At 68.1% G+C, this 20,258-nt stretch carries 21 protein-coding genes; 10 read left to right on the forward strand and 11 right to left on the reverse strand.

Annotated features, from left to right (window positions below; genetic code table 11):
* Positions 1 to 17: 17 nt before the first annotated feature.
* The 5 genes from ACAM58_RS22840 to ACAM58_RS22860 form a co-directional block, all read right to left on the reverse strand.
* Complete coding sequence (locus ACAM58_RS22840) at positions 18 to 2,330, reverse strand: methyl-accepting chemotaxis protein (protein ID WP_015867387.1); 2,313 nt, start codon at positions 2,328 to 2,330, stop codon at positions 18 to 20.
* A 42-nt stretch (positions 2,331 to 2,372) separates the two neighbouring features.
* Complete coding sequence (locus tag ACAM58_RS22845; RefSeq protein WP_015867388.1) at positions 2,373 to 2,906, reverse strand: chemotaxis protein CheW; 534 nt, start codon at positions 2,904 to 2,906, stop codon at positions 2,373 to 2,375.
* 19 nt (positions 2,907 to 2,925) lie between these two features.
* Complete coding sequence (locus ACAM58_RS22850) at positions 2,926 to 3,291, reverse strand: PleD family two-component system response regulator (RefSeq protein WP_015867389.1); 366 nt, start codon at positions 3,289 to 3,291, stop codon at positions 2,926 to 2,928.
* Positions 3,292 to 3,690: a PleD family two-component system response regulator gene (locus tag ACAM58_RS22855; RefSeq protein ID WP_015867390.1), complete on the reverse strand. Its 399-nt coding sequence runs from the start codon at positions 3,688 to 3,690 to the stop codon at positions 3,292 to 3,294.
* Positions 3,691 to 3,772: 82 nt separating this feature from the next.
* Positions 3,773 to 3,943 (reverse strand): rubredoxin, encoded by a 171-nt coding sequence (locus ACAM58_RS22860; RefSeq protein WP_007838397.1) that lies wholly within the window; start codon positions 3,941 to 3,943, stop codon positions 3,773 to 3,775.
* 111 nt (positions 3,944 to 4,054) lie between these two features.
* Here ACAM58_RS22860 and ACAM58_RS22865 point away from each other — a divergent pair, with 111 nt between their 5' ends.
* Together ACAM58_RS22865 and hemL are read left to right on the forward strand one after the other, a co-directional pair.
* Positions 4,055 to 5,020 carry a bifunctional hydroxymethylpyrimidine kinase/phosphomethylpyrimidine kinase gene (locus ACAM58_RS22865; RefSeq protein ID WP_015867391.1) on the forward strand — a complete coding sequence of 322 codons (966 nt, stop codon included), beginning with the start codon at positions 4,055 to 4,057 and terminating at the stop codon, positions 5,018 to 5,020.
* Entirely contained in the window at positions 5,020 to 6,315 is a 1,296-nt protein-coding gene (gene hemL / locus ACAM58_RS22870) for a glutamate-1-semialdehyde 2,1-aminomutase (protein ID WP_369663612.1), read from the forward strand. Before ACAM58_RS22865 ends, hemL begins: the two co-directional genes overlap by 1 nt.
* 48 nt (positions 6,316 to 6,363) lie before the next feature.
* Here the strand turns inward: hemL and purH are convergent, their stop codons facing one another.
* From purH to dusB, 3 genes are read right to left on the reverse strand one after another with little or no spacing between them, the layout of a single operon-like run.
* The gene (gene purH, locus ACAM58_RS22875) at positions 6,364 to 7,971 is read right to left on the reverse strand and encodes a bifunctional phosphoribosylaminoimidazolecarboxamide formyltransferase/IMP cyclohydrolase (protein WP_369663613.1); all 1,608 of its coding nucleotides are present in this window, start codon (positions 7,969 to 7,971) and stop codon (positions 6,364 to 6,366) included.
* A 20-nt stretch (positions 7,972 to 7,991) separates the two neighbouring features.
* Complete coding sequence (locus tag ACAM58_RS22880) at positions 7,992 to 8,228, reverse strand: Fis family transcriptional regulator (RefSeq protein WP_007838304.1); 237 nt, start codon at positions 8,226 to 8,228, stop codon at positions 7,992 to 7,994.
* A 19-nt stretch (positions 8,229 to 8,247) separates the two neighbouring features.
* Positions 8,248 to 9,306, reverse strand: coding sequence for a tRNA dihydrouridine synthase DusB (dusB, locus tag ACAM58_RS22885; protein WP_018906239.1), 1,059 nt, complete (start codon positions 9,304 to 9,306; stop codon positions 8,248 to 8,250).
* A 181-nt stretch (positions 9,307 to 9,487) separates the two neighbouring features.
* On the opposite strand from dusB, the gene ACAM58_RS22890 reads away from it, so the two are divergent.
* Positions 9,488 to 9,958, forward strand: a complete 471-nt coding sequence (locus ACAM58_RS22890; protein WP_015867395.1) for a YqaA family protein — start codon at positions 9,488 to 9,490, stop codon at positions 9,956 to 9,958.
* Positions 9,959 to 9,968: 10 nt separating this feature from the next.
* Here the strand turns inward: ACAM58_RS22890 and ACAM58_RS22895 are convergent, their stop codons facing one another.
* Positions 9,969 to 10,643, reverse strand: a complete 675-nt coding sequence (locus tag ACAM58_RS22895; RefSeq protein WP_015867396.1) for a glutathione S-transferase — start codon at positions 10,641 to 10,643, stop codon at positions 9,969 to 9,971.
* A gap of 9 nt (positions 10,644 to 10,652) precedes the next feature.
* Complete coding sequence (gene ychF, locus ACAM58_RS22900) at positions 10,653 to 11,744, reverse strand: redox-regulated ATPase YchF (RefSeq protein WP_015867397.1); 1,092 nt, start codon at positions 11,742 to 11,744, stop codon at positions 10,653 to 10,655.
* Positions 11,745 to 11,947: 203 nt separating this feature from the next.
* Here ychF and ACAM58_RS22905 point away from each other — a divergent pair, with 203 nt between their 5' ends.
* The 6 genes from ACAM58_RS22905 to rbsD all read left to right on the forward strand — a co-directional run bounded on the left by ACAM58_RS22905 (position 11,948) and on the right by rbsD (position 18,115).
* Complete coding sequence (locus ACAM58_RS22905; protein WP_369663614.1) at positions 11,948 to 12,904, forward strand: sugar ABC transporter substrate-binding protein; 957 nt, start codon at positions 11,948 to 11,950, stop codon at positions 12,902 to 12,904.
* 118 nt (positions 12,905 to 13,022) lie between these two features.
* Positions 13,023 to 14,645, forward strand: coding sequence for a sugar ABC transporter ATP-binding protein (locus ACAM58_RS22910; protein ID WP_369663615.1), 1,623 nt, complete (start codon positions 13,023 to 13,025; stop codon positions 14,643 to 14,645).
* The gene (locus tag ACAM58_RS22915; protein ID WP_018906236.1) at positions 14,642 to 15,625 is read left to right on the forward strand and encodes an ABC transporter permease; all 984 of its coding nucleotides are present in this window, start codon (positions 14,642 to 14,644) and stop codon (positions 15,623 to 15,625) included. The genes ACAM58_RS22910 and ACAM58_RS22915 overlap by 4 nt, the downstream gene beginning before the upstream one ends.
* Positions 15,626 to 15,651: 26 nt before the next feature.
* Positions 15,652 to 16,752 carry a LacI family DNA-binding transcriptional regulator gene (locus tag ACAM58_RS22920; protein ID WP_018906235.1) on the forward strand — a complete coding sequence of 367 codons (1,101 nt, stop codon included), beginning with the start codon at positions 15,652 to 15,654 and terminating at the stop codon, positions 16,750 to 16,752.
* On the forward strand, positions 16,749 to 17,720 hold the full coding sequence (gene rbsK / locus ACAM58_RS22925) for a ribokinase (protein ID WP_018906234.1): 972 nt from the start codon (positions 16,749 to 16,751) through the stop codon (positions 17,718 to 17,720). Before ACAM58_RS22920 ends, rbsK begins: the two co-directional genes overlap by 4 nt.
* Positions 17,717 to 18,115 (forward strand): D-ribose pyranase, encoded by a 399-nt coding sequence (rbsD, locus tag ACAM58_RS22930; RefSeq protein ID WP_018906233.1) that lies wholly within the window; start codon positions 17,717 to 17,719, stop codon positions 18,113 to 18,115. The genes rbsK and rbsD overlap by 4 nt, the downstream gene beginning before the upstream one ends.
* 10 nt (positions 18,116 to 18,125) lie before the next feature.
* On the opposite strand, the gene ACAM58_RS22935 is transcribed toward rbsD, so the two are convergent.
* The gene (locus ACAM58_RS22935) at positions 18,126 to 19,007 is read right to left on the reverse strand and encodes an MOSC domain-containing protein (RefSeq protein WP_018906232.1); all 882 of its coding nucleotides are present in this window, start codon (positions 19,005 to 19,007) and stop codon (positions 18,126 to 18,128) included.
* Between the two features lie 97 nt (positions 19,008 to 19,104).
* On the opposite strand from ACAM58_RS22935, the gene ACAM58_RS22940 reads away from it, so the two are divergent.
* Positions 19,105 to 20,241, forward strand: coding sequence for an FAD-dependent monooxygenase (locus ACAM58_RS22940; RefSeq protein WP_369663616.1), 1,137 nt, complete (start codon positions 19,105 to 19,107; stop codon positions 20,239 to 20,241).
* Positions 20,242 to 20,258: the final 17 nt, after the last annotated feature.

A 20,258-nucleotide genomic window follows, 5' to 3' on the forward strand; every position in this document is an offset into this window, starting at 1 on the left:
ACTGGGGGAGAGCTTCATCAGGCGATCTTGAATCGGGCCACCGAGCGGCGCAGTTCCTCGGCCATCTGCGACAGCTCGCGCACCTGCTGGGCGGTGTTGCGGGTACCTTCTCCGGTCTGCTCGGTCACGGCAAAGATGTGCTGGATGTTGGCGGCCACCACGTTGGCCGAATCGGCCTCGCGGGAGGCGGACTGCGAAATCTGCTCGATGAGGTCTGCAAGCCGGCGCGACACGCGGTCGATCTCGGACAGCGCGGTACCGGCATTGTCGGACAGCTTGGCCCCTTCGACCACACCCTGCGTGGAACGCTCCATGGCGCCCACCGCGTCCTGCGTGTCGGTCTGAATGGCCTTCACCAGCGCCGAGATCTGGCGCGTGGCGTCGGCGGAGCGTTCAGCCAGGCGCTGCACTTCTTCGGCCACCACCGAGAAGCCGCGGCCGGCTTCACCGGCCGATGCGGCCTGGATGGCGGCGTTCAGCGCCAGCACGTTCGTCTGCTCGGTAATGTCCGAGATCAGCTCGGTGATTTCGCCGATCTCCTGCGACGACTCGCCCAGGCGCTTGATGCGCTTGGAGGTTTCCTGGATCTGGTCGCGGATGGAGTTCATGCCGCCGATGGCGTTCTGCACGGCCTGCAGGCCCGAGGACGCGGCCTGCAGCGACTGGCGCGCCACCGTGGCGGACTCCTGCGCCTGCGAGGACACGCCGTTGATCCGCTCGGCCATGGTCACCACCGACTGGCCGGTTTCGCGAATCTCGCGCAGCTGCTCGGTCGAGGCGGCGAGCAGTTCGGTGGAGGTGCTTTCCACCTGCGAGGTGGTCTGCGCCACGCGGGTGGCCGTGTTCTGCACGTTGCCCACCAGCAGGCGCAGTTCTTCCACCGTGTAGTTCACCGAGTCGGCGATGGCGCCGGTGATGTCCTCGGTCACGGTGGCTTCCTGCGTCAGGTCGCCTTCGGCCACCGTCTGCAGTTCGTTCATCAGCCGAAGAATGGCGGCCTGGTTGGCGTTGTTGATGCGGCCGGCCTCTTCGCTGGCCTGCTCGGCCGCGAGACGCTCGCGCTCTGCAACGGCGGCACGTTCGCGGCCTTCGCGCACCTGCACGAAACCGATGGCGCCGGCCAGCGCCAGGGCGGCCAGCGAGAGCACGAACAGCATCACGATCGTTCCGGCGCCAAGGCCGGTGCGCGCGGACAGCTTGTCCTGCAGCTCGCCGAGCGATTTGCGCAGCGGTTCGCTGTCGGTCAGGATGGAAGCCTGCGCTTCGCGCGCGGCCACCAGGCCCTGCAGGTTGCCCAGGATGGCCGAGGCCTGCGTGCGCATCTGCTCGTAGGTCTTGAGAATGGCTTCGAGCTGCTGGCGGGTCTGCGGGTCTTTCGAGCCGGGGAAGCGCTGCTGCGCATTGCCGTCGAGCAGGCCGCGCGTGGTTTCCTGGAAGGTGTTCAGGTCCTTGCCGAGCAGGAACACGGCGTCGGGGTTCACGCCCTCGACCGTGAAGAACTCGTTGGTCGACTTGCCGATGCGCTGGGTCAGCATCACGAGCTGGCCGGCCGCCGAGATTTCAGGCAGCGTGGCGTTCTGCTGCATCTTCAGCGAAGCGACGGTTTCCGTCATTTCGAGCAGCGCGGACGACTGCTGGTTGATGTCGCGCAGGGCGGCGCCCACCTGGGTCAGGATCTGGCGCTGGGCCAGCACGACCTTGGCGCTGGCATCGGCACGGACGACCAGGGGGTTGATCTTGGCCATGTCCTCGTCGTACTGGTTGCCCACGCGCTCCAGGCGCAGGGCGTCGTCGCCGTTGGTCAGGCCCTGCACGCGGCGCGTGAGGTCGTCGGCGCTGTCCTTCACTTCGACGAAGGCCGGGGCGCTGCCCACGAGGGCCTGGGAGATCGACTTTGCGAGCCGCTGCGACTGCATCAGCGACTGGCCGGTGGCGGCCACCTGCTGCGCAAGGCGCTCGGCGCGAAGAATGGCGGAGCCGGCCACCAGCAGCAGCAGCAGCACCACCACCGCGAGCATGATGGCCAGGACGCGCTGCTGGCGCGCCGGGTTCGAACCCGCGCGGCCGCCCGCGGCCTGGGGCACGGCGCCTTCGGGCGATGCCGCCTCGTTGGCCGCCTCGCTGCCGCCGAGCATTTCGTCGGCAAAGCCGGCGGGCAGCGGCGCGGCCGGCGCGCCGTCCTTGCGGGCCAGCCGAATGGTCTTTTCCTCCAGGGCCTGAACCGTGTCGACGTCGTCGAGCGATATGGAACCGGAGCCGTCGACGCGGGCCTTGTCGTTGCCGCTGTTCGCGGGCAGTAATTTCTTGAACTTGTCGGCGATCGAGCTCACGGTCGGTCCTTCAGGTGGTTGTCTTTGGGCTGTGCGGAAGCACTAGGCGCCAATACTCAAAAACTCGGGTTGCTGAGAAAGCGCCTGCAGGTTGATTTCCTGCCAGCGCTCGCCCGCCGCATCGGTGTACAGATGCCCCAGCCAGGCGGGTGCCTGTGCGCCAGGCGGCTCCGAAGCCGTGAAGGCCTCGGCGCCGCGCAGTCCCGCCAGCCGGTCGACCAGCAGCGCGCAGTTCACTTCGAGCAGCTCGTTGAGGGCAACGAGCCGCGATTGCATGCGGGCCGCCTCGGTGGCGGCCGTGTTGTCCGGCGCACCCGAGGCGAATGCCGACAGGTGCACCACGCCATAGAGGCCGCCGCGCAGGTTGGCCACGCCCAGGAACCAGGGCTGCGTGTAGGGCACGGGCTGCGGCGGCGTCCACGGGAAGATTTCCCCCGCGTGGCCGAGTGGGAACAGGTACTTGCCCTCGCCCGCCTCGACCGCGAGCCACGAGGCGGCGACGCCGGTCGTGCGCGCAGCCTGCAGGCGGCTTGCAAGCCGGGACTGGAAGGCTCGGAGAGCGTCGCGATTGGCCATGGACTCGGCAGGCGCCTGCTCAGGCCAGCGCGCTGATCTTGGACATCAGCTCGGCCGCGTTGACCGGCTTCACGATGTAGTCGCGGGCGCCCTGGCGCATGCCCCAGACGCGATCGGTTTCCTGGTTCTTGCTGGTGCACAGGATGATCGGGATGGCGGCGTACTGCGGATCGCGGGCAATGGCGCGCGTCAGCTGGAAGCCGTTCTGGCCGGGCATGACGACGTCCATGAGGATCAGGTCGGGCTGGTCCTCTTCGAGGCGGCGCATGGCGTCTTCGGCGTTTTCGGCGGTCTTGACCGCAAAGCCGTTCTTCTGGAGCAGGTCCGAGAGGAACACCAGTTCCGTCTTGGAGTCGTCGACGACGAGGATTTTTCGAATGGGCATTTACTGCACTTCCTGTTGAAGGGTGCCAAACTGCTGCACGGCCTGCAGCAGCTGGTCTTTGGTGAAGGGTTTGGTCAGGTAGTCCTGCGACCCGACCATGCGGCCGCGCGCCTTGTCGAAGACGCCGTCTTTCGAGGAGAGCATCACGACCGGAACATTGGAGAAATGAGCGTTGCGCTTGATGATGGCGCAGGTCTGGTAGCCGTCCAGCCGCGGCATCAGGATGTCGCAGAAAATCAGATGCGGCTTGTGGTCGTTAACCTTGGAGAGCGCGTCGAAGCCGTCTTCCGCGAGAAGAACCTCGTGCCCGCCCTGCTTCAGAAATATTTCGGCACTGCGCCGGATCGTATTGCTGTCGTCGATGACGAGCACCTTGTAACCTGATCCATTCGGCCCCATTGCACATGCTCCTGCTGAGATGAGACTTGGATGCCCGCCGCACCGTACATCGGCGCAAATCGCGTAGCCCTATGCCATGCTTTCAGATTTCAACCATTTCGAAGTCTTCCTTGCGCGCACCGCACTCAGGACAGGTCCAGTTCATCGGAACATCGGCCCAGGCCGTGCCTGCCGCGATGCCGTCTTCCGGTACACCAACCGCTTCGTCATAGATCCACCCACAAATCAGGCACATCCAAGTTTTCGTATTCATCGGAGCTTAAAGTCCTTGTTCATTAAATGCAACGAGTGTATCTATGCGTATCTCACTGGCGGACGGTAAACGTCGCGCCTATGCCACCATCCAGGGGATTTCGCCCGGCGTATGACCATCTACTTACATCCAGCAGACCACGCCCGCAAACCGGGCAATCTTAACGACCCCTCGCCGGACGCCGAAGAGGTGGCCGAGCGCGACCTGAATCCGCCCTGCGTGCTGGTCTTCAACGCCAGCGATCCGAGCGGCGCGGGCGGCCTGGGCGCGGACGCACTGGCCATGGCCTCGGTCGGCGCGCACATGCTGCCGGTGGTGACGGGCGCCTACGCCCGCGACACGGCCGAGATCTTCGACCATTTCGCCTTCGAGGAAGAGGCCATCGCCGAGCAGGCGCGCGCCATCCTCGAGGACGTGGAGGTCCAGCTCATCAAGGTGGGCTTCGTCGGAACGCCCGACGCGCTGAGCACCATCGCCGAGACCGCCTCCGACTACCCCGAGGTGCCGCTGGTGGCCTACATGCCCAACCTTTCCTGGTGGGACGAGGACCTCATCGAGGGCTATCTGGACGCCTTCCGCGAGCTGCTGCTGCCCCAGGCCACAGTGTTGGTTGGAAACCACAGTACGCTGTGGCGCTGGCTGCTGCCCGACTGGAGCGGCGAGCGTCCGCCCGGCGCGCGCGACATCGCCAAGGCCGCCGGCGAGTTCGGCGTGCCCTACACGCTGGTGACCGGCATGGTGCTGCCCGACCAGTTCATCGACAACGTGCTGGCCTCGCCGCAGTCGGTGCTCGCCAGCGAGAAATACGAGCGGCTCGAAGCGGTCTTTGCCGGCGCGGGCGACACGCTGTCGGCCGCGCTGGCCGCCCTGCTCGCGAGCGGCACCGACCTGGTGGCCGCCACCACCGAGGCCCTGGCCTACATGGACCGCTGCCTCGACGCGGGTTTCCGGCCCGGCATGGGCCACGTGCTGCCGGACCGCCTGTTCTGGGCCGAGCCGGAAGACGACGATGACGACGATGAAGACCCCGACGCGCCGCAAGACTTTGCCCTGCCCCCTCACGACACCCGACACTGATGCCAAACGCTGACCAAAACGACATTCTTTTCGAGCGCGCCCGCGCCGTCATCCCCGGCGGCGTCAATTCGCCGGTGCGCGCCTTCAAGGCCGTGGGCGGCACGCCGCGCTTCATCCGCCGCGCCGAGGGCGCCTATTTCTGGGACGCCAACGACAAGCGCTACATCGACTACATCGGCTCCTGGGGCCCGATGATCCTGGGCCACGGCCACCCCGCGGTGGTCGAAGCGGTGCAGAAGGCCGTGCTCGAGGGCTTTTCCTACGGCGCGCCGACCGAGCGCGAGATCGAGCTGGCCGAAGCCATCCTCGCGCTGATGCCGTCGATGGAGATGGTGCGGCTCGTGAGCTCGGGCACCGAGGCCGCCATGAGCGCGCTGCGCCTGGCGCGCGGCGCCACCGGCCGCAAGCACATCATCAAGTTCGAGGGCTGCTACCACGGCCATGCCGATGCGCTGCTGGTGAAAGCCGGCTCCGGCCTCGCGACCTTCGGCCACCCCACCTCGGCCGGCGTGCCGCCCGAGGTCACGCAGCACACGCTGGTGCTCGAGTACAACAACATCGCGCAGCTCGAGGAAGCCTTCGCGCTGCACGGCAACGACATCGCCTGCCTGATGATCGAGGCGATTGCCGGCAACATGAACTTCGTGCGCGCCACGCCCGCCTTCGCCGCCCGCTGCCGCGAGCTGTGCACGCAGCACGGCGCGCTGCTGGTGTTCGACGAGGTGATGACCGGCTTTCGCGTCGGCCTGCACGGCGCGCAGGGCGTGCTGGGCATCACGCCCGACCTCACGGTGCTTGGCAAGGTCATCGGCGGCGGCATGCCGCTGGCGGCTTTTGGCGGCCCGCGCGCCATCATGGAGCAGCTCGCGCCGCTCGGCCCGGTCTACCAGGCCGGCACGCTGTCGGGCAACCCGGTGGCCACGGCCTGCGGCCTTGCCACGCTGAAGGAAATCTCGAAGCCCGGCTTCTATGAGGCGCTCGGCAAGAAGACGCGCTCGCTCGCCGACGGCCTCAAGGCCGCGGCAGCCGCCGAAGGACTGCCCTTCAACGCCGACAGCGAGGGCGGCATGTTCGGCTTCTTCCTGATGAACGAGCTGCCGCAGAACTACGCGACCGTGATGACCACCGACAACGCGAAGTTCAACGCGCTGTTCCACGGCCTGCTGGAGCGCGGCGTGTACATCGCGCCGGCGCTCTACGAGGCCGGCTTCGTGAGCGCCGCGCATGGCGACGACGACATTGCGGCCACCATCGAGGCGGCGCGGCAGGTTTTCAGGACGCTGCGCTCGCTCTGACCCGTCTGCTGCGGGGCGCCGAAGGGTGCCCCGCCCGAGCACACAGGCTCAGTGCCGGAAGTGGCGCACGCCCGAGAGCACCATGACCACGCCGCGCTCGTCGGCGGCATCGATCACTTCCTGGTCGCGCATCGAGCCGCCCGGCTGGATCACGCAGCTCGCGCCGGCATCGACCACCACGTCGAGCCCGTCGCGGAACGGGAAGAAGGCGTCGCTTGCCACCGCCGTGCCCTTCAGCGAGAGGCCCGCATGCTCGGCCTTGATGCTCGCGATGCGCGCCGAGTCGAGGCGGCTCATCTGGCCCGCGCCCACGCCCATGGTCATGCCGCCGGCGCAGAACACGATGGCGTTGCTCTTCACGTACTTGGCGACCTTCCATGCGAACAGCAGGTCTTGCAGCTGCTCGGGCGTGGGCTGCTTCTTCGTGACCACCTTGAGGTCGCTCGCCGCGAGCTCGTGGTTGTCGGCGGTCTGCATCAACAGGCCCGAACCGACGCGCTTCACGTCCATGAGGTTGCGGCCGTTGTCCCAGTCGGTGGTGCCGCCTGGCGGCAGCGCGATCTCGAGCACGCGCACGTTCTGCTTGACCTTGGTGGCCTGGAACACGGCGAGCGCCTCGGGCGTGTAGCCCGGCGCCATCAGCACTTCGACGAACTGCTTGGCAATGGCCTGCGCGGTCTCGCCGTCGACCGGGCGGTTGAAGGCGATGATGCCGCCGAAGGCCGAGGTCGGGTCGGTCTTGAAGGCCTTGCCGTAGGCTTCGGCCGCGTCCTTGCCCACCGCCACGCCGCAGGGGTTGGCGTGCTTGACGATCACGCAGGCGGGCACATCGAAGCTCTTCACGCATTCCCATGCGGCGTCGGCATCGGCGATGTTGTTGTAGCTGAGCTCCTTGCCCTGCAGTTGCTTCGCCGACACCAGCGAGCCGGGCGCCGGATGCAGGTCGCGGTAGAACGCGGCCTGCTGGTGCGGGTTCTCGCCGTAGCGCAGGTCCTGCACCTTCACGAAGCGGCCATTGCTTTGCGCCGGGAACAGCGAGCGCGTGGGCGAAGGCTGGCCGATGCTGGCCTCGAAGTCGATGGCCGAGAGGTAGTCGCTGATGGCACCGTCGTAGTCGGCGATGCGGTTGAACGCGGCCACCGAGAACGCGAACTTGGTCTTGTCGCTGAGCTTGCCGCCGGCCTGGAGTTCGGCCAGCGCCACGGGGTACTGCGAGGCGTCGGTCAGCACGCCCACGTCCTTCCAGTTCTTGGCCGCGCTGCGCACCATGGCCGGGCCACCGATGTCGATGTTCTCGATCGCGTCTTCGAGCGTGCAGCCAGCCTTGGCCACCGTGGCTTCGAACGGATAGAGATTGACCACCAGCAGGTCGATGGTGTCGATGCCGTGTTCCTGGATGGCCGCCATGTGCGCGGGCAGGTCGCGCCGCGCGAGCAGGCCGCCGTGGATCTTGGGGTGCAGCGTCTTCACGCGGCCGTCGAGCATTTCGGGAAAGCCGGTGTGGTCGGCCACTTCGGTCACGGGCAGGCCGGCATCGGCCAGCAGCTTGGCGGTGCCGCCGGTGGACAGCAGCTTGATGCCCAGCGCATGCAGCGCCTGCGCGAATTCGAGGATGCCGGTTTTGTCGGAGACGGAGATGAGTGCGGTCTGGGCCATGGAATATGCCGTGGAGTTATTTATTTCAGGAGTTTGTGTTCAACCAGCTTCTTGCGAAGCGTGTTGCGATTCAGGCCCAGCCATTGCGCGGCCTTCGACTGGTTGCCCTCGGCGCGCGTCATCACGACGTCGAGCAGGGGCTTCTCGACCACACGCACGAGCATCTCGTACATGCCGTCGGGTTCGGTGCCGCGCAGATCACGAAAGTAGCTGTCCAGACTGGTGCGCACGCAGTCCTCGATGTGTTTCTTGCTCATGCTTTTTCTTCTCTTCCTCTCAACCGGCGGCGCAGGCCGCCTCCTCTTCACCGGACAGCTCTTCGGCCGCCTGGTGCACGGGCATGCGGTCCATGCGGTCCGCCAACCCGTCGAAATAATCGCCGACCGCGCGCAGTTGCGCAGCGGAGTCTTCGATGGTGTTCATCCGTGCGCGGAAGGCTTCGCCGTCCGGCAGCGTGCGCACATACCAGCCGATGTGCTTGCGCGCGGTGCGCACGCCGCTGAATTCGCCGTAGAGCGCGTAGTGCTCCACCAGGTGGTCGAGCAGCAGGCGGCGCACTTCGGCGACAAGCGGCGGCGCAAGGTGCGTGCCCGTGGCCAGGAAATGGGAGATCTCGCGGAAGATCCAGGGCCGCCCCTGCGCGGCGCGGCCGATCATCACCGCGTCGGCGCCCGTGGCCGCGAGCACTTCGCGCGCCTTCTCGGGCGAGCGGATGTCGCCATTGGCCACCACCGGCACGCGCACCGCGGCCTTCACTGCGGCAATGGTGTCGTACTCGGCGCCGCCCTTGTAGCCTTGCTCGCGGGTGCGGCCATGGACAGTGAGCATCTGCACGCCGGCCGATTCGAAATCGCGCGCGAGCTTCACCGCGTTGCGGTGCTCTTCGCTCCAGCCGGTGCGCATCTTGAGCGTGACCGGCACGTTGTGGGGCTGCGCTGCATCGACCACGGCCTGCACGATTTCAAGCGCCAGCGGCTCGTCGCGCATCAGCGCCGAACCGGCCCACTTGTTGCAGACCTTCTTGGCCGGGCAGCCCATGTTGATGTCGATGATCTGCGCGCCGCGCTCGATGTTGTAGACCGCGGCCTCGGCCATCATGGCCGCATCGGTGCCGGCAATCTGCACCGCGATGGGACCGGGCTCGCCATCGTGGTTGGCGCGGCGCGAGGTCTTGAGCGTGTTCCAGAGTTCCTTGCGCGAGGTGACCATCTCGCTGACCGCATAGCCCGCGCCGAGTTCACGGCACAGCATGCGGAACGGCCGGTCCGTCACGCCGGCCATGGGCGCGACGAACAGGCGGTTTTCCAGCGTGTGGGTGCCGATCTGCAAGGTCATGAAGTGGAAGGCGTCGCGAGAGCGGCTGCTGAAAAATGAGGCACGATTGTAGCCACGCGCGATGCCATGCGCTGAAACGATTTGCGCGCGCGGTACACCGCAGGCACCGGCTGCATCCGGCGTTTTCTCCGACCTGGCGCAGAGGGGCCGCTGCCTATACTGCGTCGACTCATTTCACTTTATGCAAGCCTGGCTCGACGCACTCCTGGCGCTCCTTGCGCTTCCGCAATACGGACTCTCCACGCTGTTCATCGCGGCCTTCGTTTCGGCCACGCTGCTGCCGGTGGGCTCGGAGCCCATTCTTTTCGGCCTGCTCAAGCTCAACCCCGACATGTTCTGGCCGGCCATCCTGGTCGCGACGGTGGGCAACACGCTGGGCGGTGCGGTCGACTGGTGGATGGGCTACGGCGCGCACAAGGTGGCAGACAAATATTCGCACTCGAAACATCATGTGCGGGTCTTGGGCTGGCTGGAGCGGCTCGGACCCAAGGCCTGCCTGCTGAGCTGGCTGCCGCTGGTGGGCGATCCGCTGTGCGCGGTGGCCGGCTGGCTCAAGCTGCCGTTCTGGCCATGCCTTGGCTACATGGCCATCGGGAAGTTCCTGCGCTATGTCTGCATGACGGTCGCGCTGCTCTACGTGTTCCCGTCGTGAGCCGGCCGCTTCAGCTCAGCAGGCCGTAGGGGCCGCCGCGTTCGAGCGCGCGCTGGTAGGCCGGGCGCGCATGGATGCGCTCCAGGTACGCCATGAGCCTGGGCCGCTTCGCATCGAGGCCGCCGCGCGCCTGCGCGGCTTCGACCGGAAAACTCATCTGGATGTCGGCACCGGTGAATTCGCTGCCGGCGAACCATTCGCTCTTGCCGAGTTCGCCTTCCATGAAATTCAGGTGGCTCTCGATGTTGGGCGTGACGATGGCCGCCTTCGCCTTGCCCGAGATCATTTTTGCAATCGGCTTCACGAAGAACGGCATCTTGCTGTTCTCGATCCTGTCGAACACCAGCTTGAGCAGCAGCGGCGACATCGCCGAGCCTTCCGCGAAGTGCAGCCAGTAGCGATAGCGCACCGCCTCGGGCGTGCCCGCCGCGGGCGCAAGGCGGCCGCTGCCATGGCGCTCGATCAGCGTTTCGATGACCGCGCCCGACTCCGCCAGCGCCAGCCCGTCGTCCGTCGTCACCACCGGCGACTTGCCCAGCGGATGCACGGCCCGCAGCGAAGCGGGCGCCAACATGGTCTGCGGATCGCGCTGGTAGTGGACGATCTCGTAAGGCAGGCCGAGTTCTTCGAGCAGCCAGAGCACGCGCTGCGAGCGCGAGTTGTTCAGGTGATGGACGGTGAGCATGAGGCGGCTTTACGAACTGAAGAGGAAGTTCATCACGTCGCCATCCTTGACAACGTATTCCTTGCCTTCCGAACGCATCTTGCCCGCGTCCTTTGCACCCTGTTCGCCCTTGTAGGCGATGTAGTCCTCGAACGAAATGGTCTGGGCGCGGATGTAGCCCTTCTCGAAGTCGCCGTGGATCACGCCGGCGGCCTGGGGGCCGGTGTCGCCGATGTGGATGGTCCAGGCGCGCACTTCCTTCACGCCGGCGGTGAAGTAGGTTTGCAGGCCCAAGAGCTTGTAGGCCGCGCGGATCAGGCGATTGAGGCCCGGCTCCTCCTGGCCGATTTCGGCGAGGAACATCTTCTTGTCCTCGTCGTCCATCTCGGCCAGTTCGGCTTCGATCTTGGCGCAGATGGCGACCACGGGCGCGCCCTGCTTGGCTGCGTACTCGCGCAGGCGGTCGAGGTAGGGATTGTTCTCGAAGCCGTCTTCGGCCACGTTGCCGACGAACATCGCAGGCTTGGCGGTGATGAGCGTGAACGACTTCACCAGCGGCTGCTCTTCCTTCGTGAACTCGAGCGCGCGCACCGGCGTGTTCTCGTTCAGCGCGGCCTGGCAGCGCTCGAGCAGGCCGACCAGCTTCTGCGCATCCTTGTCGCCCGAACGCGCCACCTTGGTGTGGCGGTGCAGCGCCTTCTCGACCGTGGCCAGGTCGGCCAGGCAGAGTTCGGTCTGGATCACCTCGATGTCGGAGATCGGGTCGACCTTGCCGGCCACGTGGATCACGTTCTCGTCGTCGAAGCAGCGCACCACGTTCACGGTGGCGTCGGTTTCGCGGATGTGCGCAAGAAACTTGTTGCCCAGGCCCTCGCCCGTGCTGGCGCCGGCCACCAGGCCGGCAATGTCGACGAACTCGACGATGGCGGGCACCACGCGCTCGGGCTTGACGATCTCGCTGAGCTGGTCGAGCCGCGGATCGGGCACTTCCACCACGCCCACGTTGGGCTCGATGGTGCAGAACGGATAGTTTTCCGCCGCGATGCCGGCCTTGGTCAACGCATTGAAAAGGGTGGATTTACCGACGTTGGGCAGGCCGACGATGCCGCATTGCAAACTCATGGGGGGTCCTCTTGGGTAACCGGGGATTTTAGGCGGAGGCCGGCTCTCCCCCGGCCCGCGCGTACTTTGGCAGCCGGAAAGCCGCATTCCGGATCAGGGTTAAACCGGATTAGCAAACGTTTGCGCAAACGTTTTCGTTGGTTAACATCGGTGCCCCGGCCACAGACCGGCGCACCGCTCAACCACCTCAGGAGACATCACCCATGAAGTTCACCCGCCGCACGCTGCAAAGCGCCGCCGCCCTGGCGCTGCTGGGCGCCTTCGCCGCCTCGCCCGCCCTGGCCCAGGACAAGCCCAAGGTCGCGCTGGTCATGAAGTCGCTGGCCAACGAATTCTTCCGCACCATGGAAGACGGCGCCAAGGCGCACCAGAAGGCGCATGCCTCGGAGTACACCCTGGTGGCCAACGGCATCAAGGACGAGACCGACACGGCCGCCCAGATCAAGATGGTCGAGCAGATGATGGCGCAGAAGATCAACGCGCTGGTCATCGCGCCGGCCGATTCGAAGGCGCTGGTGCCGGTGGTCAAGGCGGCCATCGACCGGGGCATCCTCGTCGTCAACATCGACAACCAGTTCGACGCCGCCGCGCTGAAGGAAAAGGGCATCCAGGTGCCCTTCGTCGGCCCCGACAACCGCGCCGGCGCCAAGCTGGTGGGCGACGAGCTCGCCAAGAGCCTGAAGGCCGGCGACAAGGTCGGCATCATCGAAGGCGTGTCGACCACCTTCAATGCGCAGCAGCGCACCCTCGGCTACCAGGACGCGATGAAGGCCGCCGGCGCCACGGTGGTGGGCGTGCAGTCGGGCCAGTGGGAAATCGACAAGGGCAACACGGTGGCCGCCGGCATGATGCGCGAGCACCCCGACCTGAAGGCGCTGCTCGCGGGCAACGACAGCATGGCGCTGGGCGCCGTGGCGGCCGTCAAGGCCGCGGGCAAGACCGGCAAGGTGCTGGTGGTGGGCTACGACAACATCGGCGCCATCAAGCCGATGCTGAAGGACGGCCGCGTGCTTGCCACCGCCGACCAGTTCGCGGCCAAGCAGGCGGTGTTCGGCATCGAGACCGCGCTCAAGGCGCTGGCCGAGAAGAAGCCGCAGTCGAGCATGCCGGCCGAAGTGAAGACCGACGTGGTGCTGGTCACCAAATCGTCAGCCAAGTAAATGTTGCTCGCCCCCAGTCTTCGCGCACTTCGTGTCGCTTCGCCAACCCCCTACCGGGGGCAACACCTGAGGCCCGGCGAAGCCGGTTCCTCGGTGTTTCTGGAATGAGGTGGTCATCGTGACTGACGCCCATCGCAGTACGCCGGTGCTCTCGCTGAGCGCGCTCGGCAAGGACTATGCGGCGCCGGTGCTCGACGACGTCTCGCTGGTGCTGAACGCCGGCGAAGTGCTCGCGCTCACGGGCGAGAACGGCGCGGGCAAGAGCACGCTGTCGAAGATCGTCTGCGGCCTGGTGCAGCCCACGCGCGGGCAGATGCTGCTCGGCGGCGCGGCGTTCCAGCCTGCTTCCCGCCGCGACGCCGAGCGGCTGGGCGTGCGCATGGTCATGCAGGAGCTGGGGCTGGTCACCACGCTGTCGGTGGCCGAGAACCTGCTGCTCGACCGGCTGCCCAACCAGACCGGCTGGATCCGCCGCGGCAAGCTGCACGATCTGGCCGCGCGCCAGCTCGCGAAGATCGGCATGGAGCACATCGACCCGGCCACGCCGGTGGCGCGGCTGGGCATCGGCCAGCAGCAGATGGTGGAGATTGCGCGCAACCTGCAGGACGACACGCGCGTGCTGGTGCTCGACGAGCCCACCGCCATGCTCACGCCGCGCGAGACCTCGCACCTGTTCGAGCAGATCGAGCTGCTGAAGGCGCGCGGCGTGGCCATCATTTATGTGTCGCACCGGCTCGAGGAGCTGCAGCGCATTGCCGACCGCGTGGCGGTGCTGCGCGACGGCCGGCTGGTGGACGTGCGCGCCATGGCCGGCGTGCGCGAAGCCGAGCTGGTGCAGCGCATGGTGGGCCGCGCGGTGCACGAGCATGAAGGCCGCGACCGCCGCATCGCCGGGCCGGTGCTGCTGAGCGCGCGCGGCATCGGCCGGGCCGAGGCCGTGAAGGACGTCGACATCGACCTGCACGCGGGCGAAGTCATGGGCCTGGCGGGCCTGGTCGGCTCCGGCCGGACCGAACTCGTGCGCCTGCTGTTCGGCGCCGACCGCGCCGACCGAGGCGAAATTCTTCTCTACGACGGCATTGCCGCCACGCAGCCGGTGCTGCGCGTGCGCAAGGGCTGGCGCTCGCCGATGCAGGCCATCCGCGCCGGCATCGGCCTGGTGACCGAAGACCGCAAGTCGCAGGGGCTGCTGCTCACGCAGCCGATCCGCGTCAATGCCACGCTGAGCGACCTGGGCGCCATCTCGCACGCCGGCTGGCTGCAGCGCGCCAAGGAGCGCGGCATCGCCCGGCGGCTGGTGGAGCTGCTGCGCATCCGCTCGCGCAGCATCGAGCAGCCGGTGGCCACCCTGAGCGGCGGCAACCAGCAGAAGGTGGTGTTCGCGCGCTGGCTGCACCGCGAATGCAAGGTGCTGCTGCTCGACGAGCCCACGCGCGGCGTGGACGTGGGCGCGCGCGCCGACCTGTACGCCGAGCTCGACCGCATGACCGACGCCGGCAAGGCGCTCCTGATGGTGTCGAGCGACCTGCGCGAACTCATGGCCATGTGCGACCGCATCGGCGTGATGAGCGCCGGCCGGCTGGTCGCGGTGTTCGAGCGCGGCCAGTGGAGCGAGCAATCGCTGCTGGCCGCCGCCTTCAGCGATGCGGCAGGCCGCGCCGCCAGCGCGGCAACCCCCACGGCGGGCTCCGCCATTTCCGATCCGAATCCGGGCCAACCGGCCACCGCCGACACACCATGACCGCAGCCGCCGCCACCTCCGCCCCGCCCTCCGCCCTGAAGGGCCAGCTGGGCACCTACGTGGGCCTGACCGTCGTGCTCGTGGGCATGGTCGCGCTCTTCGGCACGCTGAGCGAATATTTCCTCACGCGCGAAACCTTCATCTCCATTGCCAACGAGATTCCCGCGCTCGCGGTGATGGCCGTGGGCATGACCTTCGTGCTGATCATCGCGGGCATCGACCTGTCGGTGGGCTCGGTGCTTGCGCTGAGCGCGGCGGTCACGGCCGCCGCCATCCTCCAGTGGAAGCTCCCGGTGCCGGTGGCCGCCGCGCTGGGCTTGGCCACCGGACTGGTGTGCGGCAGCGTGACGGGCGCGGTGTCGGTCGCATGGCGGCTGCCGAGCTTCATCGTCTCGCTGGGCATGCTGGAGGCGGTGCGCGGCGGCGCCTACCTGGTGACCGATTCGCGCACGCAGTACGTGGGCGACGCGATCTCGGGCCTGGCCGCGCCGTGGATCGGCGGCATTTCCGCGGCCTTCGTGCTCGCGGTGGTGCTGGTGGCCGCTGGCCAGCTGGTGCTCACGCGCACGGTGTTCGGCCGCCACGTGGTGGGCATCGGCACCAACGAAGAAGCGATGCGGCTCGCGGGCATCGATCCGCGGCCGATCCGCATCATCGTGTTTGCCGCCACCGGCCTGCTGGCTGGCCTGGCCGGACTCATGCAGTCGGCGCGGCTCGAAGCGGCCGACCCCAATGCCGGCGTCGGCATCGAGCTGCAGGTGATTGCGGCCGTGGTGATCGGCGGCACCAGCCTCATGGGCGGGCGCGGCTCGGTGGTCAACACTTTCTTCGGCGTGCTGATCATCGCGGTGCTCGAGGCCGGGCTTGCGCAGGTGGGCGCCAGCGAGCCGAGCAAACGCATCATCACCGGCGCGGTCATCGTGGTTGCGGTGATCATCGACACCTTGCGCCAGCGCCGGGCCGATCGCCGCCTGGCCTGACGCTGCATAAAAAGGGGGAAGCAACCATGGCCACCATCAAGGACGTCGCGCTGCGCGCGGGCGTTTCGGTCACCACCGTCTCGCACGTGGTCAACGACACGCGCCATGTGAGCGCCAAGGGGCGCGAGCGGGTGGAAGAGGCCATCCGCGAGCTGGGCTACGTGCCCAACGCGATGGCGCGCAGCCTCAAGAGCAACACCACCTCGACGCTCGGCATGCTGATTCCGAACAGCTCGAACCCCTACTTTGCCGAGATCGTGCGCATCGTCGAGGACCGCTGCTTCGGCGCCGGCTACACGCTGGTGCTGTGCAACACGGACGACGAGCCGCGCCGCCAGAGCGTCTACCTGCAGGTGCTGGCCGAGCGCCGCATCGACGGGCTGATCGTGGTGTCGACCGGCGCCGGCGACGACGATTCGCTCGTCACGCAGCTGCACGGCCTGCGCATTCCCACGGTGCTGGTCGACCGCGAGATTGCCGACCCGGCCTGCGACCTGGTCGAAACCGCCCACATGCAGGGCGGGCTGCTCGCGGTGCGGCACCTGCTGTCGCTCGGCCACAAGCGCATTGCCTGCATCGGCGGGCCGGTGGGCGTGATGCCGAGCGAGCAGCGCATCGAGGGCTGGCGCATGGCGCTGGCCGAGGCCGGCACCGCGCCGAATGCCGACGCCCTGCTGTGGCGCGGCGGCTTCACGAGCCAGGGCGGCTACGAGGCGATGCACGCCATCCTGCGGACCGAAGAGGCGCCCTCGGCCGTCTTCGTCTGCAACGACCTGATGGCCATCGGCGCCCTGCGCGCCGCGCATGAAAGCGGCGTGCGCGTACCCGACGAGCTCTCGATCGTGGGCTTCGACGACATCGAGCTCTCGGCCTACACCAGCCCGCCGCTCACCACCGTGGCACAGCCCAAGGAGCGCATCGGCGCGCTGGCGGTCGACATGCTGCTGGAGCGCGTGGGCGGCAAGCGCCGCGATGCGCGCAAGGTGGTGCTGCAGCCCGAGCTGCGCGTGCGCGCCTCGACCGCGCGGCACGCGAGCTTCCGCGAGGCCGCTGCGCCCTCTTCTTCCTCATCCTCTCCCGCATCCGAAGCGGCAGCCGCGCCAAGCCGAAAGTCCCGCACCCCGTGAGTTCGACGCCTTCTTCCTCTTTTTCCAGCGCCGCCTCGCCGCCGCGCATCGTGGTGCTCGGCAGCCTGAACATGGACATCGTGCTGCGCGTGCCGCATGCACCGGCCGCGGGCGAAACCCTGCTGGGCCATTCGATCGCCCACATTCCGGGCGGCAAGGGCGCCAACCAGGCCGTGAGCTGCGCGCGCGAAGGCGGCCGCGTCGGCATGATCGGCTGCGTCGGCAACGACGCGCACGGCCAGGCGCTGCGCGATGCGCTCGGGCGCGACGGCATCGACACCGCCGCGCTGCGCACCAGCCCCGGCGAGCCCACGGGCACCGCGCTGATCCTGGTGGAGGACGGCGGCCAGAACCGCATCGTGATGATTCCCGGCGCCAATGCGCAGGCCGAGATCGACGCGCCGGCGCTGCGGCAGCAGCTGCAGGGCGCGGCCTTCCTGGTGACGCAGTTCGAGATACCGATGGGGCAGGTCGCGCGCGCCATTTCGGTGGCGCACGAGGCGGGCTGCAAGGTGCTGCTCAACCCCTCGCCGGTGCAGCCGATCGCCGAGCCGCTGTGGCCGCGCATCGACACGCTGGTCGTCAACGAGATCGAGGCCGAGGCGCTGTGCGGCCAGGCCGCCGACAGCCCGCAGGAAGCCGCGCTGGCCGGCCAAGCCCTGCGCGCCAAGGGCATTGCGCGCGTGGTCGTCACGCTCGGCGCGCGCGGCGCCGTGGCCATCGATGCCGATGGCGCGCGCCACCATCCCGCGCCTCAGGCCCAGGCGGTCGACACCACGGCCGCAGGCGACACCTTCCTGGGCGCGCTGGCCGTGGCGCTGGGCGAGGGCCAGTCCTTCGACGAAGCCGTGCGCCTGGGCATTCGCGCCGCCGCGCTGTGCATCCAGCAGCCCGGCGCCCAGCCTTCCATTCCGCAGCGCGACGCCGTGCTGCAAAGCCCCCTGCCACCCGACTGGATCGCACTGTGAAACGTACCGCCCTGCTGCATGCCGAACTCTCGCAAGTGATTGCCGCGCTGGGCCATGGCGACATGGTGGTCATCGGCGATGCGGGCCTGCCGATCCCGGACGGCCCCCGGCGCATCGACCTGGCGCTCACGCCGGGGATTCCGCGGGTCGCGGACGTGCTCAAGGTCGTGCTTTCGGAGATGCAGGTGGAGCGCGCGCTGATCGCGCGCGAAGCCATCGGGCAGCTGCCGGTGGGACAGCTGCCGGCATGGTGCGAAGGCCAGCTGGCCGCCCTGCCGGAGACGGTGTCGCACGAGGAACTCAAGCGCCTGAGCGCGCGCGCCAAGGCGGTGATCCGCACGGGCGAATGCACGCCCTACGCCAACATCGTCCTGTACGCCGGCGTGACCTTCTAGATAGAGCCCGCTATTCGAAGCGGTAGTTCGCGCCCACCGCCTGCCCCACCTTGAGCATGTGCTCCACCCCTTGCAGCACGATGCAGTTCATGCCGAAGGTGATGCGCCCGTCGACGCGCGGGTCGGCGCGGTAGGTGCGCAGCATGTCGCCGACCTCGGGGCTGCTCGTGGCGGTGGCCGGGTCGATGTCCGGGATCGGGCAGCGGGTGCAGGGCTTGACCGGCTTGAGCTCGGCCTCGCCTTCGCCGGTGGCGACGTGCAGCGCGTCGACCCGGTCCTCGTCGTGCGACTCGATGCCGGCCAGCACGATGTTCGGCCGGAAGCGCTCGATGCCCACTGCATCGTGGCCCGCGGCGGCCAGCCGCTCATTGAGTTCGGCCAGCGATCCCTCGCTGGCCACCAGCAGCGGAAAGCCGTCGGCGAACTGGTTCGTCGCCTCGACGCCATCGGTCCACTGCAGGCTCGACAGGCGCTTGTGCTCGGGGTCGAAGCGCACCAGCCGCAGTGCCTGCGGCTTGCCCGGCTCGGAGAGAAAGTCGCTGAACCACTGGGCGGCGATGTCGCCCATGTCGTAGGCCGCGACCTCGTCCTTCCAGACGCGCACGCGCACCGGCTGCTCGACCCGGTCGAACGCCAGGTGCAGGGCCAGCATGCCCGGCGCGCGCAGCACCACTTCCATGTGCTTCATCTGCGGGCGGATCAGCGCCATGCGCGGCAATTGACGCTGGGTCACGAACTCGCCCTCTGCATCGACCACCATCCAGGCGCGGTCGAATTCCAGGCCGGTCTGGGTCAGCAACGCCTCGGGAAGCTCGACCCCCGCGCACGATTTCACGGGGTAGACGAACAGGCGCGCAATGGTGGCTTCAATGTCGAAGGCGGGCTGTGGCACGTGGGGTTCCTTGGATTCCTTGGAATTGGGCAGCGATTGTCCCGCATCGGCCGCCGGGGGCTCAGCCCGGGAACGGGCTTGTTCTTACAATGGCCGGATGGCCCTCCTTCCTGAAGTTTGCATTCGCGGCGCCGGCATCGTGGGCCGCACGCTGGCCCTGCTGCTCGCACGCGAGCGAGTGCGCGTCGCGCTGGTGGTTCCGCCCGCCGCGGCCGGCAAGCAGGACATCCGGGCCTATGCGCTCAACACCGCCTCCCGCACCCTGCTCGAATCGCTGCGCGCCTGGCCCGACGCGGCGCATGCCACGCCGGTGCGCGAGATGCTCGTGCACGGCGACGAAGGCGGGCGCGTGCAGTTCAGCGCCGTGCGGCAGAAGGTCGATGCGCTGGCCTGGATCGTCGACGTGCCGGCGCTCGAGCAGCAGCTGGCCGATGCGGTGCGCTTCCAGCCCCAGGTCGAAGTCGTTTCCGAGCCGGTGTCCGCGCCGCTCACCGTGGTGTGCGAAGGCAAGGCCAGCGCCACGCGCGACGCCCTCGGCGTGAGCTACGCGGTCACGCGCTATCCGCAGCATGCGATTGCGGCGCGGCTCGAAGCCGCGCAGCCGCACGACGGCGTGGCGCGCCAGTGGTTCAACGACACGGGCGAGGTGCTGGCGCTGCTGCCGATGGGCGGCGTGCAGGGCCGTTCGCTGGCGCTGGTGTGGTCGGTCGACCAGCTTCGCGCGCCCGCGCTGCTGGCGCAAGGCGACGAGGAATTCAACGCCGCGGTGAGCGAAGCCAGCCATGGCGCGCTCGGCCCGCTTCGGCTCACGAGCGAACGTGCCGCCTGGCCGCTCGCGCGCGCCATCGCCGACCGCTGGACCGGCACCCTGCCGCAGGCGAAGGGTGCGGCCGCGCAGTCGTGGGCACTGGCCGGCGACGCGGCCCACACGGTGCATCCGCTCGCGGGCCAGGGCCTCAACCTCGGCCTGGCCGATGCGGCCATGCTGGCCGACGTGATCCGGCAGCGCGAGTACTGGCGCAGCGTGGGCGACCCGCGCCTGCTGCGCCGCTACGAGCGCGCGCGCCGCGCCGACGTGCTGCAGATGAGCCTGGCCACCGACGGCCTGCAGCAACTGTTCTCGCACAGCGTGGGCCCCCTGCCCGCGCTGCGCAACTGGGGCATGCGCGGCTTCGACCGCACGCGCCTCCTCAAGCACTGGATCGCCAACCAGGCGATGGGCTTGAAGGCATGAATCCATCGACCGGACTT

Origin of the sequence: Variovorax sp. V116 (assembly GCF_041154435.1) — a bacterium.
In the GTDB taxonomy this organism is placed as follows: domain Bacteria; phylum Pseudomonadota; class Gammaproteobacteria; order Burkholderiales; family Burkholderiaceae_C; genus Variovorax; species Variovorax paradoxus.

Coding starts and splice junctions, on each gene's coding strand:
- ACAM58_RS22845 (WP_015867388.1), bottom strand. CDS start 2,906: ATGGCCAATCGCGACGCTCTCCGAGCCTTCCAGTCCCGGCTTGCAAGC.
- ACAM58_RS22850 (WP_015867389.1), bottom strand. CDS start 3,291: ATGCCCATTCGAAAAATCCTCGTCGTCGACGACTCCAAGACGGAACTG.
- ACAM58_RS22855 (WP_015867390.1), bottom strand. CDS start 3,690: ATGGGGCCGAATGGATCAGGTTACAAGGTGCTCGTCATCGACGACAGC.
- ACAM58_RS22860 (WP_007838397.1), bottom strand. CDS start 3,943: ATGAATACGAAAACTTGGATGTGCCTGATTTGTGGGTGGATCTATGAC.
- ACAM58_RS22865 (WP_015867391.1), top strand. CDS start 4,055: ATGACCATCTACTTACATCCAGCAGACCACGCCCGCAAACCGGGCAAT.
- hemL (WP_369663612.1), top strand. CDS start 5,020: ATGCCAAACGCTGACCAAAACGACATTCTTTTCGAGCGCGCCCGCGCC.
- purH (WP_369663613.1), bottom strand. CDS start 7,971: ATGGCCCAGACCGCACTCATCTCCGTCTCCGACAAAACCGGCATCCTC.
- ACAM58_RS22880 (WP_007838304.1), bottom strand. CDS start 8,228: ATGAGCAAGAAACACATCGAGGACTGCGTGCGCACCAGTCTGGACAGC.
- dusB (WP_018906239.1), bottom strand. CDS start 9,306: ATGACCTTGCAGATCGGCACCCACACGCTGGAAAACCGCCTGTTCGTC.
- ACAM58_RS22890 (WP_015867395.1), top strand. CDS start 9,488: ATGCAAGCCTGGCTCGACGCACTCCTGGCGCTCCTTGCGCTTCCGCAA.
- ACAM58_RS22895 (WP_015867396.1), bottom strand. CDS start 10,643: ATGCTCACCGTCCATCACCTGAACAACTCGCGCTCGCAGCGCGTGCTC.
- ychF (WP_015867397.1), bottom strand. CDS start 11,744: ATGAGTTTGCAATGCGGCATCGTCGGCCTGCCCAACGTCGGTAAATCC.
- ACAM58_RS22905 (WP_369663614.1), top strand. CDS start 11,948: ATGAAGTTCACCCGCCGCACGCTGCAAAGCGCCGCCGCCCTGGCGCTG.
- ACAM58_RS22915 (WP_018906236.1), top strand. CDS start 14,642: ATGACCGCAGCCGCCGCCACCTCCGCCCCGCCCTCCGCCCTGAAGGGC.
- ACAM58_RS22920 (WP_018906235.1), top strand. CDS start 15,652: ATGGCCACCATCAAGGACGTCGCGCTGCGCGCGGGCGTTTCGGTCACC.
- ACAM58_RS22940 (WP_369663616.1), top strand. CDS start 19,105: ATGGCCCTCCTTCCTGAAGTTTGCATTCGCGGCGCCGGCATCGTGGGC.